Origin of the sequence: Staphylococcus sp. MB377, assembly GCF_001922505.1 — a bacterium.
GTDB classification, from domain to species: Bacteria; Bacillota; Bacilli; order Staphylococcales; family Staphylococcaceae; genus Staphylococcus; species Staphylococcus haemolyticus.
In genome coordinates, this window is the sequence record NZ_MAON01000003.1 from 16685 (window position 1) to 32870 (window position 16186).

Genomic DNA, 16186 nt, shown 5'->3' on the forward strand with positions numbered 1-16186 from the left:
ATGGATATTAAATTGTTAAACCCGTTAACATTAGCCTACATGGGTGACGCAGTGTTGGACCAGCACGTGCGAGAATATATCGTTCTTAAATTACAAAGTAAGCCTAATCGATTGCATCAAGTTTCGAAAAGTTATGTGTCTGCGAAAAGTCAGGCGCAAACTTTAGAAACATTATTTGAAATGGGTTGGTTCACGGATGAAGAATTAGATATTGTTAAAAGAGGTCGTAATGCTAAAAGTCACACTAAGGCTAAAAATACGGATATTCAAACTTATCGTAAAAGTTCTGGTTTAGAAGCAGTCATTGGATATTTATATTTAGATCATCAAGAAGAAAGATTGGAAAATTTACTTGATATGATTGTTCAAACAGTCAATGAAAGGTAGTGAAAACAGTGGAAGATATCGTTATTGTCGGTAGGCATGCTGTTAAAGAAGCGATTGTTTCTGGTCATACAATTAATAAAATTTGGATACAAGAGGGAATCAGAAAGCAACAAATCAATGATATTTTACAAAATGCTAAAGAGCAAAAATTGATTGTGCAAACAGTTCCAAAATCCAAATTAGATAATTTAGCAAATGCACCTCATCAAGGTGTTGCTGCACTTATTGCACCATATGAATATGCTGATTTCGATCAATTTATTCAATCTCAAAAGGATAAAGAAGGTTTATCAACTGTAGTGATTTTAGATGGCCTTGAAGATCCGCATAACTTAGGCTCTATATTGAGAACGGCAGATGCTAGCGGTGTTGATGGTGTTATTATTCCTAAAAGACGTTCAGTAGCATTAACGCAAACAGTTGCTAAAGCGTCAACAGGTGCGATACAACATGTTCCAGTTATGCGTGTTACGAATTTAGCAAAAACAATTGACGAATTGAAAGAACATGGCTACTGGGTAGCAGGTGCTGAAGCGGATAATGCAACAGACTATAGAGAAATGGCGGCGGATATGCCATTAGCTATCGTTATCGGTAGTGAAGGACAAGGCATGAGTAGATTAGTGAAAGATAAATGTGATTTTTACATTAAAATACCTATGGTTGGACATGTTAATAGCCTCAATGCATCGGTAGCTGCTAGTTTAATGATGTATGAAGTATATCGTAAACGTCATCAAATCGGAGATAACGCATGAAAGATAAATATTTGATAATTGATGGCTACAATATGATTGGACAGTCACCTGAACTCGGTAAAATTGCAAAAGATAATTTGCAAGAAGCACGAGAGCAATTATTAGATGCTATAGCAAACTATAATGCTGTTGTAGCTGATGAAATTGTATGTGTGTTTGATGCGTATGAACAATCAGGTATAGAAAGAGAATACATTTATCATGGTGTAAAAACAGTATTTACAAAAGAAAAAGAGACTGCGGATAGCTATATAGAACGTTATGTTTATAATTTATATAACAAGCACACGACACATATTACCGTTGTAACCAGTGATATGAGCGAGCAACATGCAATATTTGGTGCTGGCGCATATCGTGTATCTTCGAGAGAGATGTGGCGTGATTTAAGAGAAAATGAAATCACAGTGAGTAAGTCATTAGATGATTTCACAGAAAGTAAACCGAGAACTCGCATTTCGTTATCAAATGATGTATTAGCAGAATTTGAAAAGATTAGACGTGGGAATCATAACAAAGATTAAAATCGTCCACTTGTCTTTTGAAAATGACTTCATATAAACTTTGCCTAACTTAATTTGAAAGGTAAGGTTTATGGCGCATCAATTTATACAACTAGAGAAGATCTTTAAAGCATTCCAAAATAGTCGTAGTAGTCACGAACAAGAGAGATTATTTATAGATATAGTAAACCACATACAACCTAAACTTTTTATAAAATTTAAAAGTTATGGAATGAAAAATGAAGATATTGAAGATTTAGTACAAGAAACTTTAATCAGGATTTATTTAGCACTTCATACATTTGATTTTAGTACAGATGTTCCTTTCGAACACTATTTGAATTGTATCGTACGATCGATGCGAAATGATTTTTGGAGAAGAAAATATATTGAGACTGATAAGCACGAAAGCATCATTAATGACTATGTTATTGATTACAAATTGAATCAATCAAGTAAACATATTGAAGATATCTTTATGATAAAAGAGAAGCGAGAATTGCTAGTGAGTAGTTTAACAGTATTAAGTCGATTCGAGCGAAGCGTAGCTGAATTACTAATGTCTGATTATTCGCCTAGTGAAATTGCAAAACAGCTAGGTATTAAAGATAAAGTGGTTTACAATAGTATTCAACGTTGTAAAATGAAAATGAAGTACTATTTATTGAGGCGTCTTTATTAAGTTGTATCAACTCATACACAACGGCGCTTGTTTGACATTTAATGTTAGGTTTATGTATAGTATACTGGTATTAAAATGAGCAAAGGTGAACTGATTTGAAAAAAGTACCTTTAATTTGTGATGTTTGTGGTACTAGAAATTATAACGTACCGAAAAAAGAAACTTCTGCAACGAGACTAGAAATAAAAAAATATTGTTCGAGATGTAATGCACATACGATTCATAAAGAGTCTAAATAATAGTGAAAGTATTGCTATTAAAGTTAACGGTTAACTAACTGTGAGTATGGAGGTAATTTTGATGGCTAAAGATAAGGGCACAAACAAAGAAAAAGACAGTTTCTTCCAAGGCGTTAAAAGTGAAATGGAAAAAACGAGTTGGCCAACAAAAGAAGAACTTTTTAAATATACTGTAATTGTAGTTTCTACAGTAATCTTCTTTATGGTCTTTTTCTGGGTATTAGATATAGGTATTGGGAATTTAATTGAACTATTTAGATAAGAATAAGGAGTGACAACATGTCTGAAGAAGTTGGCGCAAAGCGTTGGTATGCTGTGCATACGTATTCTGGATATGAGAATAAAGTTAAGAAGAATTTAGAAAAAAGAGTAGAATCAATGAATATGACAGAACAGATTTTTAGAGTTGTCATACCTGAAGAGGAAGAAACACAAGTTAAAGATGGTAAAGCTAAAAAGCAACTAAAAAAAACGTTCCCTGGTTATGTACTTGTAGAACTAGTGATGACTGATGAATCTTGGTATGTAGTACGTAACACACCAGGTGTTACAGGATTCGTTGGTTCAGCTGGAGCTGGTTCTAAACCAAACCCATTATTACCTGAAGAAATGCGATTCATTTTAAAACAAATGGGACTTAAAGAAAAAACAATCGACGTAGAATTAGAAGTCGGAGAACAAGTTCGTATTAAATTTGGACCGTTCGCTAATCAAGTTGGAGAAGTTCAAGAAATCGAACCTGATAAATTTAAATTAACAGTATTAGTTGATATGTTTGGAAGAGAAACACCAGTTGAAGTTGAATTTGATCAAATAGAAAAACTATAATCAATTAAATTTTAAAAACATTGAACAACAAAAAAGATGAAATTTTACTATTGCTTTTTAAGTTGGTTCAGTGTTAAAATAATGTGGTCGCGTTTTTATAGCGCTCATTTCGTCACGAAATGTTTATGAGTGGGAGGGCAAAACTGAGCCCTGTGACCACATCACGATATCAAGGAGGTGCACATCGTGGCTAAAAAAGTAGAAAAAGTAGTTAAATTACAAATTCCTGCAGGTAAAGCGAACCCAGCACCACCAGTTGGTCCAGCATTAGGTCAAGCAGGTGTGAACATCATGGGATTCTGTAAAGAATTCAACGCACGTACACAAGAACAAGCAGGTTTAATCATTCCGGTAGAAATCAGTGTTTATGAAGATCGTTCATTTACATTCATTACTAAAACTCCACCGGCTCCAGTACTACTTAAAAAAGCGGCTGGCGTAGAAAAAGGTTCTGGTGAACCTAACAAAACTAAAGTTGCTACAGTAACTAAAGATCAAGTACGTGAAATTGCTCAAACTAAAATGCAAGACTTAAACGCTGCAGACGAAGAAGCAGCTATGCGTATTATCGAAGGTACTGCTCGTAGTATGGGTATCACTGTACAATAATTAATGAATACAAAGTTAGTTTAATTTTGAAATAAACTGATAGACGATAGCAGGTAACAGAAATGACAACGACAATATTGTCTATGATTAGTCTGGGTGACTAGTAATCTTTCTTAAGATTACTCAAACATTAGACATTCATCTGTTATCTGCTCTTAACTTGTGTTAGGCACAAGTAAGCGTGGGAGGAAATTCCGCTAAAACCACTAAAGGAGGAACAATAAATGGCTAAAAAAGGTAAAAAGTATCAAGAAGCAGCTAATAAAGTTGATCGTACTAAACATTATAGTGTTGAAGAAGCAATCAGCTTAGCTAAAGAAACAAGCATTGCTAATTTTGACGCATCAGTTGAAGTTGCTTTCCGTTTAGGAATTGATACACGTAAAAATGACCAACAAATCCGTGGTGCAGTAGTATTACCAAACGGAACTGGTAAATCACAACGTGTATTAGTATTTGCTAAAGGTGACAAAATCACTGAAGCAGAAGAAGCAGGCGCAGATTACGTAGGTGAATCTGAATACGTACAAAAAATCCAACAAGGTTGGTTCGACTTTGACGTAGTAGTAGCTACACCAGACATGATGGGCGAAGTAGGTAAATTAGGTCGTGTATTAGGACCTAAAGGTTTAATGCCAAACCCTAAAACTGGTACAGTAACTATGGACGTTAAAAAAGCTGTTGAAGAAATCAAAGCTGGTAAAGTTGAATACCGTGCTGAAAAAGCAGGTATTGTACATGCTTCAATCGGTAAAGTTTCATTCAGCGATGAAAAATTAGTTGAAAACTTCAAAACTTTACAAGATGTATTAGCTAAAGCTAAACCATCATCTGCTAAAGGTACTTACTTCAAATCTGTTGCTGTAACTACAACAATGGGTCCTGGAGTTAAAATTGATACTTCATCATTCAAATTATAATTAAGTGTAAACTTATTTGATTATAGAACCTGTGACTTTCGAATGTCACAGGTTATTGTTATGTATATACAGAAATAACTTTTGTGTGAACATGATGTAATCTATAAATGGAATTTATTTATTCCGAACATATTGAAGTCTATGTCTTCATATATGATGGCGAAGAAATAATTAGTCGATAGAGAAGTAATAACTTTACCTCATTTATAGAAAAATTGGAAAAGTGATTGACATATTACAATAATGAGGTTATATTATTTATTGTGATTATTTTACCTAAGACAGTAGGAGTTATAGTATAACTTAAAAATTATCCTGCCGAGGCTAAAATTGACTTGAACGTGTGATCATAAAAATGATCTTTCAAGCGCTTTTTGCCGTGGGTAGAAAGTGCTTTTTTTATTGAGAAATTTAAAAAGCACCAAAAATAAAAATGGAGGTGTCTGAATGTCTGCTATTATCGAAGCTAAAAAACAACAAGTTGATGTTATTGCTGAACAACTTAAAAATTCAGTTTCAACTGTTATCGTTGACTACCGTGGCTTAACAGTTGCAGAAGTAACTGAACTACGTTCACAATTACGTGAAGCTGGTGTTGAGTACAAAGTTTACAAAAACACTATGGTTCGTCGTGCAGCTGAACAAGCAGGTATCGAAGGCTTAGATGAATTCTTAACAGGTCCTACAGCTGTTGCAACTTCAACTGAAGATGTAGTAGCACCAGCGAAAGTTATCGCAGGATTTGCTAAAGAACATGAAGCTTTAGAAATCAAAACAGGCGTTATGGAAGGTAGCGTTATTTCAGCAGAAGAAGTTAAAACTGTTGGTTCATTACCTTCACACGATGGTCTTGTTTCTATGCTTTTATCAGTATTACAAGCTCCAGTACGCAACTTCGCTTATGCGGTTAAAGCTGTTGGAGAACAAAAAGAAGAAAGCGCTGAATAATTGCGCATAAAAAATTAAAATAATTGGAGGAAATATAAAATGGCTAATCAAGAACAAATCATTGAAGCAATTAAAGAAATGTCAGTATTAGAATTAAACGATTTAGTAAAAGCAATTGAAGAAGAATTTGGTGTAACAGCAGCAGCTCCTGTAGCAGCAGCTGGTGCAGCTGGTGGCGGAGACGCAGCAGCAGAAAAAACTGAATTTGACGTTGAGTTAACTTCAGCTGGATCTTCAAAAATCAAAGTTGTTAAAGCAGTTAAAGAAGCAACTGGCTTAGGCTTAAAAGATGCTAAAGAATTAGTAGATAACGCACCTAAAGTAATCAAAGAAGGCGTTGCTAAAGAAGAAGCTGAAAAACTTAAAGAACAATTAGAAGAAGTTGGAGCTACTGTAGAATTAAAATAATTCTAGTATCTTAACTTAATATCGAAGGTTATGTGTTTTTGATGTATTAATAATGCATTATCAGAACTAACCCGAATTCTTTGAGAAATTAAAACCCCGTTATCACGATAACGGGGTTTTTACTTCATTTTCTAGTAAAATAAAGATGAACAATGAAAAAAGAGGTGACGTTATGGGACACTATTATGATGAAAATCCAAATGTACAAAGTGATGAAAGAGTCATTCAATATCATTATCATTCCCATCAATTAAATTTAACTACAGATGCAGGTGTGTTCTCAAAAGCACAAGTAGATTTTGGATCAGATACGTTAGTACAAACATTTTTAAACGAGCATCCTCCTGGACCAAGTAAGACGATTGCTGATGTCGGATGCGGGTATGGTCCGATAGGATTAATGATTGCAAAAGTTTCGCCACATCATCAAATTACTATGGTTGATGTGAATCATCGTGCCTTAAATCTTGCTGAAAAGAATAAAAAAGCAAATCAAATTGATAACGTCATTATCAAAGAAAGTGATGGTTTATCACAACTAAAAGATAGTCATTTTGATTATGTACTAACCAATCCTCCCATTAGAGCTGGCAAAGAAGTTGTTCATCGTATTTTTGAAGAAGCATATCAACAGTTAAATTCACAAGGTGAGTTGTACGCTGTGATTCAAAAGAAACAAGGTATGCCTTCTGCTAAAAAGAAAATGGAAGAAATTTTCAATAATGTCGAAGTTGTTAACAAGAATAAAGGATACTATATATTGAAAAGCCGAAAAGGTTGATTTCAAAGTCGTATTCTGATATAGTTATAAAATGTAAAAATTTATGTTCAATAAGTGTGTACTTTTACGCGAAAAGAGTACGATAAACAAGAATAAATGTAGAATCGAAAATGGTGTCATCAACTGTGTTGCCGTTTTCTTTTTGTCTTGTTATACGATTTTACGCGTATTGGTTCATCACACAATATTTGAGGGGTGAATCTGTTTGGCAGGTCAAGTTGTCCAATATGGAAGACATCGTAAACGTAGAAATTATGCGAGAATTTCAGAAGTATTAGAATTACCAAACTTAATAGAAATTCAAACTAAATCTTACGACTGGTTCCTAAAAGAAGGTTTATTAGAAATGTTCCGTGATATTTCTCCAATTGAAGATTTCACAGGTAACCTTTCTTTAGAGTTTGTAGATTATCGATTAGGTGAACCAAAATATGATTTAGAAGAATCAAAAAACCGTGACGCTACTTATGCTGCACCTCTTCGTGTTAAAGTACGTCTAATAATCAAAGAAACTGGCGAAGTTAAAGAACAAGAAGTATTTATGGGTGACTTCCCATTAATGACAGATACAGGCACATTCGTAATCAATGGTGCAGAACGTGTAATCGTGTCTCAATTAGTACGTTCACCATCCGTTTATTTCAATGAAAAAATTGACAAAAACGGTCGTGAAAACTATGATGCGACAATTATCCCTAACCGTGGTGCATGGTTAGAATATGAAACAGATGCTAAAGATGTAGTTTATGTACGTATTGATAGAACGCGTAAATTACCATTAACAGTATTATTACGTGCTTTAGGCTTCTCAAATGATCAAGAAATTATTGATTTATTAGGAGACAGTGAATATTTACGTAATACGCTTGAAAAAGATGGCACTGAAAATACTGAGCAAGCATTATTAGAAATATACGAACGTTTACGTCCTGGTGAGCCACCAACAGTTGAAAATGCGAAAAGTTTACTTTATTCACGCTTTTTCGACCCTAAACGTTATGATTTAGCAAGTGTTGGTCGTTACAAAGCTAATAAAAAATTACACTTAAAACACCGCTTATTTAACCAAAAATTAGCAGAACCAATCGTTAATAGCGAAACTGGTGAAATTGTTGCCGAAGAAGGTACAGTTTTAGACCGTCGTAAATTAGACGAAATTATGGAAGTTTTAGAAACAAATGCTAATAGTGAAGTGTTTGAATTAGAAGGTACAGTTATTGATGAACCTGTTGAGATTCAATCAATCAAAGTTTACGTACCAAATGATGAAGAAGGTCGTACGACTACTGTAATTGGTAATGCATTACCAGATTCAGAAGTTAAATGTATTACACCAGCAGATATTATTGCTTCAATGAGTTATTTCTTTAACTTGTTAAATGGCATTGGTTATACAGATGATATTGACCACTTAGGAAACCGTCGTTTACGTTCAGTTGGTGAATTATTACAAAACCAATTCCGTATCGGCTTATCAAGAATGGAACGAGTTGTACGTGAAAGAATGTCAATTCAAGACACAGACTCTATCACACCACAACAATTAATTAATATCCGTCCAGTTATTGCGTCAATTAAAGAGTTCTTCGGTAGCTCTCAATTATCACAATTCATGGACCAAGCCAATCCATTAGCTGAGTTAACGCATAAACGTCGTCTTTCTGCATTAGGACCTGGTGGTTTAACACGTGAACGTGCTCAAATGGAAGTACGTGACGTTCACTACTCTCACTATGGTCGTATGTGTCCAATCGAGACTCCAGAGGGACCAAACATTGGTTTGATTAACTCATTATCAAGTTATGCACGTGTGAATGAATTTGGTTTCATTGAAACACCATATCGTAAAGTAGACTTAGACACTAACTCTATTACAGATCAAATCGACTACTTAACAGCTGATGAAGAAGATAGCTATGTAGTTGCTCAAGCGAACTCTCGCTTAGATGAAAATGGTCGTTTCTTAGATGATGAAGTCGTATGTCGTTTCCGTGGTAATAACACAGTTATGGCTAAAGAGAAAATGGACTACATGGACGTATCTCCTAAACAAGTAGTTTCAGCTGCGACAGCATGTATTCCTTTCCTTGAAAATGATGACTCTAACCGTGCATTAATGGGTGCAAACATGCAACGTCAAGCAGTACCATTGATGAACACAGAAGCGCCATTTGTTGGTACAGGTATGGAACATGTTGCTGCACGTGACTCAGGCGCTGCAATTACAGCTAAATATAGAGGTCGCGTTGAACATGTTGAATCTAAAGAAATCTTAGTTCGTCGTTTAGTAGAAGAAAACGGTACTGAACATGAAGGTGAATTAGATCGTTATCCATTAGCTAAATTCAAACGTTCAAACACTGGTACTTGTTACAACCAACGTCCAATTGTTTCAGTTGGCGATGTCGTTGAATATAATGAAATTTTAGCTGACGGACCATCAATGGAATTAGGTGAAATGGCATTAGGTCGTAACGTTGTCGTTGGTTTCATGACTTGGGACGGTTACAACTATGAGGATGCTGTTATTATGAGTGAACGTCTAGTTAAAGATGACGTTTATACTTCAATTCATATTGAAGAATATGAATCAGAAGCCCGTGATACTAAACTAGGACCTGAAGAAATCACTCGTGATATTCCAAACGTTTCAGAAAATGCACTTAAAAACTTAGATGATCGTGGTATTGTCTACGTTGGTGCTGAAGTTAAAGACGGTGACATCTTAGTAGGTAAAGTAACGCCTAAAGGTGTGACTGAATTAACAGCTGAAGAAAGATTATTACACGCTATCTTCGGTGAAAAAGCACGTGAAGTACGTGATACATCATTACGTGTACCTCACGGAGCTGGTGGTATCGTTCTAGATGTTAAAGTGTTTAACCGTGAAGAAGGCGATGATACTTTATCTCCAGGCGTTAACCAATTAGTACGTGTATACATCGTACAAAAACGTAAAATCCATGTTGGGGACAAAATGTGTGGTCGTCATGGTAACAAAGGGGTTATCTCTAAGATTGTACCTGAAGAAGATATGCCTTACTTACCAGATGGACGTCCAATTGATATCATGTTAAACCCACTTGGTGTACCATCTCGTATGAACATCGGACAAGTATTAGAATTACACTTAGGTATGGCTGCTAAAAACTTAGGCATCCATGTTGCATCTCCAGTATTCGATGGTGCGAACGATGATGATGTATGGTCAACAATCGAAGAAGCAGGTATGGCTCGTGACGGTAAAACAGTCTTATACGATGGTAGAACTGGTGAACCATTCGATAATCGTATTTCTGTTGGTGTTATGTACATGCTTAAACTTGCACACATGGTTGACGATAAATTACACGCTCGTTCAACTGGTCCATACTCACTAGTTACACAACAACCGCTTGGTGGTAAAGCACAATTCGGTGGACAACGTTTCGGTGAGATGGAGGTATGGGCACTAGAAGCATATGGTGCTGCTTACACATTACAAGAAATCTTAACTTACAAATCTGACGATACAGTAGGACGTGTTAAAACTTACGAAGCTATCGTTAAAGGTGAAAACATCTCTAGACCAAGTGTTCCAGAATCATTCCGCGTATTGATGAAAGAATTACAAAGTTTAGGTTTAGATGTCAAAGTTATGGATGAACAAGATAATGAAATCGAAATGGCTGATGTTGATGATGAAGATGCAACTGAGCGCAAAGTAGATTTACAACAAAAAGATGTTCCTGAAACTCAAAAAGAAACTACTGACTAATTAGAATTTGAAGTTATACAAAGTAAGGGATTAGAAACTCAGTTCGATTTAAACTTAAAATAAGCTAATCGTGCTGATTTCTTCCCTACAATCATATGACTTGTTTTAGTTTCAATAGATGTAAATCAATCAAATAGCACAGCTAATCTAAATTGAAGGAGGTAGGCTCCTTGATTGATGTAAATAATTTCCATTATATGAAAATCGGTTTAGCCTCACCTGAAAAAATCCGTTCATGGTCATACGGTGAAGTAAAAAAACCAGAAACAATCAACTATCGTACATTGAAACCAGAAAAAGATGGTCTTTTCTGTGAAAGAATTTTTGGACCTACAAAAGACTGGGAATGTAGTTGTGGTAAGTACAAACGTGTACGCTACAAAGGCATGGTTTGTGACAGATGTGGTGTAGAAGTAACTAAATCTAAAGTACGTCGTGAAAGAATGGGACACATTGAATTAGCTGCTCCAGTTTCACATATTTGGTATTTCAAAGGTATTCCAAGTCGTATGGGTCTTTTATTAGACATGTCTCCTAGAGCATTAGAAGAAGTTATTTATTTCGCTTCATATGTTGTAGTAGATCCAGGTCCAACAGGCTTAGAGAAAAAATCATTATTATCTGAAGCTGAATTCAGAGAATATTATGATAAATACCCAGGTCAATTTGTAGCTAAAATGGGTGCTGAAGGTATTAAAGACCTATTAGAAGAAATTAACTTAGACGAAGAATTAAAATCATTACGTGACGAATTAGAATCTGCAACTGGTCAAAGATTGACACGTGCGATTAAACGTTTAGAAGTTGTTGAATCATTCAGAAACTCTGGTAATAATCCAGCGTGGATGATTTTAGACGTACTTCCAATTATTCCACCTGAAATCCGTCCAATGGTTCAGTTAGATGGAGGACGTTTCGCAACAAGTGATTTAAATGATTTATACCGTCGTGTTATTAACCGTAATAATCGTTTAAAACGTTTATTAGACTTAGGTGCTCCTGGCATCATCGTTCAAAACGAAAAACGTATGTTGCAAGAAGCAGTTGATGCTTTAATCGATAACGGTCGTCGTGGTCGTCCAGTTACTGGTCCAGGTAACAGACCATTGAAATCACTTTCACATATGTTGAAAGGTAAACAAGGTCGTTTCCGTCAAAACTTACTTGGTAAACGTGTTGACTATTCAGGTCGTTCAGTTATCGCTGTTGGTCCAAGCTTAAAAATGTATCAATGTGGATTACCTAAAGAAATGGCGCTTGAATTGTTCAAGCCATTCGTAATGAAGGAATTAGTTCAACGTGAAATTGCTACTAACATCAAAAATGCTAAAAGTAAAATTGAGCGTATGGACGATGAAGTATGGGACGTATTGGAAGATGTAATTAGAGAACACCCTGTATTACTTAACCGTGCACCTACACTTCACAGATTAGGTATCCAAGCATTCGAACCTACATTAGTTGAAGGTCGTGCTATCCGTCTACACCCACTTGTAACAACTGCTTACAACGCGGACTTTGACGGTGACCAAATGGCCGTTCACGTTCCTTTATCTAAAGAAGCACAAGCTGAAGCACGTATGTTAATGTTAGCTGCTCAAAACATCTTGAATCCTAAAGATGGTAAACCTGTCGTAACACCATCACAAGATATGGTATTAGGTAACTATTACTTAACATTAGAACGTAAAGATGCAGTGAACACTGGTACTATCTTTAATGATACTAACGAAGTGCTTAAAGCTTATGCAAATGGCTATGTTCATTTACACACTCGTATTGGTGTACATGCGAAATCATTTAACAACCCTACATTCACAGAAGCTCAAAACAACAAAATTTTAGCTACTTCAGTAGGTAAAATAATTTTCAATGAAATCATTCCTGATTCATTCGCATTCATCAATGAACCTAGTCAAACAAATCTTGAAGGTAAAACACCTGACAAATACTTTATTGATCCAACTCAATTAGGTGAAGGTGGACTTAAAGCATACTTTGATGAACAAGAACTTATTGAACCATTCAATAAAAAATTCTTAGGTAATATTATTGCCGAAGTCTTCAATAGATTCAGTATCACTGATACATCTATGATGCTTGACCGTATGAAGGATTTAGGTTTCAAATTCTCATCTAAAGCTGGAATCACTGTTGGTGTAGCAGATATTGTTGTACTTCCAGATAAACAAGACATTTTAGATGAGCACGAAAAATTAGTAGAACGTGTATCTAAACAATTTAATCGTGGTTTAATTACTGAAGATGAACGTTATAATGCCGTTGTTGAAATTTGGACAGATGCCAAAGATCAAATTCAAGGCGAATTAATGCAATCTCTTGAGAAAACAAATCCAATCTTCATGATGAGTGATTCTGGTGCACGTGGTAACGCATCTAACTTTACACAATTAGCTGGTATGCGTGGTCTAATGGCCGCACCATCAGGTAAAATTATTGAGTTACCAATCACATCTTCATTCCGTGAAGGTTTAACAGTGTTAGAATACTTCATCTCTACACACGGTGCGCGTAAAGGTCTTGCCGATACAGCCCTTAAAACAGCTGACTCTGGTTACCTTACTCGTCGTCTTGTTGACGTTGCTCAAGACGTTATTGTTCGTGAAGAAGACTGTGGCACAGACCGCGGCTTACTAGTTTCTGATATCAAAGAAGGTACAGAAATGATCGAACCATTCATCGAACGTATTGAAGGACGTTATTCTAAAGAAACAATTCGTCATCCTGAAACTGATGAAATCATCATCCGTCCAGACGAATTAATCACTGCTGAAATCGCTAAAAAAATCACTGATGCCGGTATTGAACAAATGTACATCCGCTCAGCATTTACATGTAACACACGTCACGGTGTATGTGAAAAATGTTACGGTAAGAACCTTGCTACTGGTGAAAAAGTTGAAGTGGGTGAAGCAGTTGGTACAATCGCTGCCCAATCAATCGGTGAACCTGGTACCCAACTTACAATGCGTACATTCCATACAGGTGGTGTAGCAGGTAGCGATATCACTCAAGGTCTTCCACGTATCCAAGAGATCTTCGAAGCACGTAATCCAAAAGGTCAAGCTGTGATTACTGAAATCGAAGGTGTCGTTGAAGATATTAAATTAGCAAAAGATCGCCAACAAGAAATTGTTGTTAAAGGTGCTAATGAAACAAGATCTTACTTAGCTTCAGGTACTTCTAGATTAAAAGTAGAAGTCGGTCAATCAGTTGAACGTGGTGAAGTATTAACTGAAGGTTCAATCGAACCTAAGAACTTCCTAGCTGTTGCTGGTTTAAATGCGACTGAAAGCTACTTACTTAAAGAAGTTCAAAAAGTTTATCGTATGCAAGGTGTAGAAATTGACGATAAACACGTTGAAGTAATGGTAAGACAAATGTTACGTAAAGTTAGAATCATCGAAGCTGGTGATACTAAGTTATTACCTGGTTCATTGGTTGACATTCATAGCTTCACAGATGCAAACAGAGAGGCGTTTAAAGAACGTAAACGTCCAGCAACTGCTAAACCAGTATTGCTTGGTATTACAAAAGCTTCTCTTGAAACTGAAAGCTTCTTATCAGCAGCATCATTCCAAGAAACAACTCGTGTACTTACAGATGCAGCAATCAAAGGTAAACGCGACGACTTACTTGGACTTAAAGAAAACGTTATTATTGGTAAGTTAATTCCAGCTGGTACTGGTATGAGACGTTATAGTGACGTTAAATATGATAAAGCTGAAACACCAGTTACTGAAACTGAAGAAGCAGAAATCATTGAATAATAAATGAAATAACACTGAATTTATATTCATTTCAATATCTACGAGACGGGACTTATCAATCTTTTAAGACGATAGTCTCGTTCTCGTTCTTTATTTTTTATAATTAGTAAAAAGTCTGCAAAATATGTTGACTTAATTCTGATTTAAGTGTTATTATTGTAAAGGTTGATGCAAGCAGAACTTTGGAGGATATTTTAATGTCTAATGAAAAAGTTGCACGCTTTAACAAACAACACTATGTAGTTGGTCTTAAAGAAACGCTTAAAGCGTTAAATAGAGATCAAGTTGCATCTTTGATTATTGCTCAAGACGTTGAGGTACATTTGTTAGCTCACGTATTTAGTTTAATCAATCATAAAAATATGCCTATTACTTATTTTCAAAGTAAGCATGCTTTAGGAAGTTATGTAGGTATTAACGTTAATGCAACAATTGTTGCGTTATTGAATGAGAATTAGTAAGTATATTGCTTACTAAATTTTATTTAACCTAAAAATGAACCACCTGGATGTGTGGAATTAAAAAGTGAAGAGAGGAGGACATTTCAATGCCAACTATTAACCAATTAGTACGTAAACCTAGACAAAGCAAATCTAAAAAATCAGATTCACCAGCTTTAAACAGAGGTTTTAATAGTAAAAAGAAACAATTTACTAACTTAAATTCACCTCAAAAACGTGGTGTTTGTACTCGTGTAGGTACTATGACACCTAAAAAACCTAACTCAGCGTTACGTAAATATGCACGTGTGCGTTTATCAAACAATATTGAAATCAACGCATACATCCCTGGTATCGGCCATAACTTACAAGAACACAGTGTAGTACTTGTACGTGGTGGACGTGTAAAAGACTTACCTGGTGTGCGTTACCACATCGTACGTGGTGCACTTGATACTTCAGGTGTTGACGGACGTAGACAAGGCCGTTCATTATACGGAACTAAAAAACCTAAAAATTAAGTTTAAGATTGTGTAAATTTTAATTTCAATTTTTAATAATATACTATAATAGGAAGGGAGGATTTTAATTATGCCTCGTAAAGGATCAGTACCTAAAAGAGACGTATTACCAGATCCAATTCATAACTCTAAATTAGTTACAAAATTGATCAACAAAATTATGTTAGATGGTAAACGCGGAACAGCACAAAGAATTCTTTATTCAGCATTTGACCTTGTAGAACAACGCAGTGGTCGTGATGCTTTAGAAGTATTTGAAGAAGCAATTAACAACATTATGCCAGTATTAGAAGTAAAAGCTCGTCGTGTGGGTGGTTCAAACTACCAAGTACCAGTTGAGGTTCGCCCAGAACGTCGTACTACACTAGGTTTACGTTGGTTAGTTAACTACGCTCGTCTTCGTGGTGAAAAAACTATGGAAGATCGTTTAGCTAACGAAATCTTAGATGCTGCTAATAATACAGGTGGTGCCGTTAAGAAACGTGAGGACACTCACAAAATGGCAGAAGCGAACAAAGCATTCGCTCACTACCGCTGGTAAGATTAAAGCTTTAACCCTGAGTGTGTTCCGTCACATTGGTTTACCAAGTAAGATGGCTCATGCTTAGGGCATC

Annotated in this window: 17 protein-coding genes and 1 other annotated feature; all 17 genes read left to right on the forward strand. The window is 35.6% G+C overall.

Going from position 1 to position 16186, the window contains the following annotated elements; all coding sequences use genetic code 11:
* The 17 genes from BB045_RS00735 (at position 1) to rpsG (ending at position 16113) form a co-directional block, all read left to right on the forward strand.
* On the forward strand, positions 1-387 hold the full coding sequence (locus tag BB045_RS00735) for a Mini-ribonuclease 3 (protein WP_029376688.1): 387 nt from the start codon (positions 1-3) through the stop codon (positions 385-387).
* A gap of 8 nt (positions 388-395) precedes the next feature.
* Positions 396-1145, forward strand: coding sequence for a 23S rRNA (guanosine(2251)-2'-O)-methyltransferase RlmB (gene rlmB, locus BB045_RS00740; RefSeq protein ID WP_037552088.1), 750 nt, complete (start codon positions 396-398; stop codon positions 1143-1145).
* Positions 1142-1669 (forward strand): NYN domain-containing protein, encoded by a 528-nt coding sequence (locus tag BB045_RS00745; RefSeq protein WP_011276728.1) that lies wholly within the window; start codon positions 1142-1144, stop codon positions 1667-1669. Before rlmB ends, BB045_RS00745 begins: the two co-directional genes overlap by 4 nt.
* A gap of 70 nt (positions 1670-1739) precedes the next feature.
* Positions 1740-2330, forward strand: coding sequence for a sigma-70 family RNA polymerase sigma factor (locus BB045_RS00750; protein ID WP_075140393.1), 591 nt, complete (start codon positions 1740-1742; stop codon positions 2328-2330).
* Between the two features lie 95 nt (positions 2331-2425).
* The gene (gene rpmG / locus BB045_RS00755; RefSeq protein WP_075140394.1) at positions 2426-2569 is read left to right on the forward strand and encodes a 50S ribosomal protein L33; all 144 of its coding nucleotides are present in this window, start codon (positions 2426-2428) and stop codon (positions 2567-2569) included.
* Between the two features lie 61 nt (positions 2570-2630).
* Complete coding sequence (gene secE / locus BB045_RS00760) at positions 2631-2831, forward strand: preprotein translocase subunit SecE (RefSeq protein WP_011276726.1); 201 nt, start codon at positions 2631-2633, stop codon at positions 2829-2831.
* A 17-nt stretch (positions 2832-2848) separates the two neighbouring features.
* A complete protein-coding gene (gene nusG / locus BB045_RS00765) occupies positions 2849-3397 on the forward strand; it encodes a transcription termination/antitermination protein NusG (protein ID WP_037552085.1) in 549 nt (182 codons plus the stop codon).
* A gap of 186 nt (positions 3398-3583) precedes the next feature.
* Positions 3584-4006 (forward strand): 50S ribosomal protein L11, encoded by a 423-nt coding sequence (gene rplK / locus BB045_RS00770; RefSeq protein WP_001832298.1) that lies wholly within the window; start codon positions 3584-3586, stop codon positions 4004-4006.
* 224 nt (positions 4007-4230) lie between these two features.
* Entirely contained in the window at positions 4231-4926 is a 696-nt protein-coding gene (gene rplA, locus BB045_RS00775) for a 50S ribosomal protein L1 (protein ID WP_011276724.1), read from the forward strand.
* A 257-nt stretch (positions 4927-5183) separates the two neighbouring features.
* Positions 5184-5335, forward strand: a sequence feature (ribosomal protein L10 leader region).
* A gap of 38 nt (positions 5336-5373) precedes the next feature.
* Positions 5374-5874, forward strand: coding sequence for a 50S ribosomal protein L10 (gene rplJ, locus BB045_RS00780; RefSeq protein ID WP_011276721.1), 501 nt, complete (start codon positions 5374-5376; stop codon positions 5872-5874).
* A gap of 39 nt (positions 5875-5913) precedes the next feature.
* Positions 5914-6282 (forward strand): 50S ribosomal protein L7/L12, encoded by a 369-nt coding sequence (gene rplL, locus BB045_RS00785; protein WP_011276720.1) that lies wholly within the window; start codon positions 5914-5916, stop codon positions 6280-6282.
* A 172-nt stretch (positions 6283-6454) separates the two neighbouring features.
* The gene (locus tag BB045_RS00790) at positions 6455-7063 is read left to right on the forward strand and encodes a class I SAM-dependent methyltransferase (RefSeq protein ID WP_075140395.1); all 609 of its coding nucleotides are present in this window, start codon (positions 6455-6457) and stop codon (positions 7061-7063) included.
* Positions 7064-7268: 205 nt separating this feature from the next.
* Positions 7269-10820 carry a DNA-directed RNA polymerase subunit beta gene (gene rpoB, locus BB045_RS00795; RefSeq protein ID WP_037552082.1) on the forward strand — a complete coding sequence of 1184 codons (3552 nt, stop codon included), beginning with the start codon at positions 7269-7271 and terminating at the stop codon, positions 10818-10820.
* Positions 10821-11017: 197 nt separating this feature from the next.
* Positions 11018-14611 carry a DNA-directed RNA polymerase subunit beta' gene (gene rpoC / locus BB045_RS00800; protein WP_178377499.1) on the forward strand — a complete coding sequence of 1198 codons (3594 nt, stop codon included), beginning with the start codon at positions 11018-11020 and terminating at the stop codon, positions 14609-14611.
* Positions 14612-14808: 197 nt separating this feature from the next.
* Positions 14809-15069, forward strand: a complete 261-nt coding sequence (locus BB045_RS00805; protein WP_070440607.1) for a ribosomal L7Ae/L30e/S12e/Gadd45 family protein — start codon at positions 14809-14811, stop codon at positions 15067-15069.
* An 89-nt stretch (positions 15070-15158) separates the two neighbouring features.
* Entirely contained in the window at positions 15159-15572 is a 414-nt protein-coding gene (gene rpsL / locus BB045_RS00810) for a 30S ribosomal protein S12 (protein WP_016931318.1), read from the forward strand.
* Positions 15573-15642: 70 nt separating this feature from the next.
* Positions 15643-16113: a 30S ribosomal protein S7 gene (gene rpsG / locus BB045_RS00815; RefSeq protein WP_001137495.1), complete on the forward strand. Its 471-nt coding sequence runs from the start codon at positions 15643-15645 to the stop codon at positions 16111-16113.
* The last annotated feature ends 73 nt before the right edge of the window (positions 16114-16186 follow it).

Coding starts and splice junctions, on each gene's coding strand:
- nusG (WP_037552085.1), top strand. CDS start 2,849: ATGTCTGAAGAAGTTGGCGCAAAGCGTTGGTATGCTGTGCATACGTAT.
- BB045_RS00805 (WP_070440607.1), top strand. CDS start 14,809: ATGTCTAATGAAAAAGTTGCACGCTTTAACAAACAACACTATGTAGTT.
- rplJ (WP_011276721.1), top strand. CDS start 5,374: ATGTCTGCTATTATCGAAGCTAAAAAACAACAAGTTGATGTTATTGCT.
- rplA (WP_011276724.1), top strand. CDS start 4,231: ATGGCTAAAAAAGGTAAAAAGTATCAAGAAGCAGCTAATAAAGTTGAT.
- BB045_RS00790 (WP_075140395.1), top strand. CDS start 6,455: ATGGGACACTATTATGATGAAAATCCAAATGTACAAAGTGATGAAAGA.
- secE (WP_011276726.1), top strand. CDS start 2,631: ATGGCTAAAGATAAGGGCACAAACAAAGAAAAAGACAGTTTCTTCCAA.
- BB045_RS00735 (WP_029376688.1), top strand. CDS start 1: ATGGATATTAAATTGTTAAACCCGTTAACATTAGCCTACATGGGTGAC.
- rplL (WP_011276720.1), top strand. CDS start 5,914: ATGGCTAATCAAGAACAAATCATTGAAGCAATTAAAGAAATGTCAGTA.
- rpsL (WP_016931318.1), top strand. CDS start 15,159: ATGCCAACTATTAACCAATTAGTACGTAAACCTAGACAAAGCAAATCT.
- BB045_RS00745 (WP_011276728.1), top strand. CDS start 1,142: ATGAAAGATAAATATTTGATAATTGATGGCTACAATATGATTGGACAG.
- BB045_RS00750 (WP_075140393.1), top strand. CDS start 1,740: ATGGCGCATCAATTTATACAACTAGAGAAGATCTTTAAAGCATTCCAA.
- rpsG (WP_001137495.1), top strand. CDS start 15,643: ATGCCTCGTAAAGGATCAGTACCTAAAAGAGACGTATTACCAGATCCA.
- rpoC (WP_178377499.1), top strand. CDS start 11,018: ATGAAAATCGGTTTAGCCTCACCTGAAAAAATCCGTTCATGGTCATAC.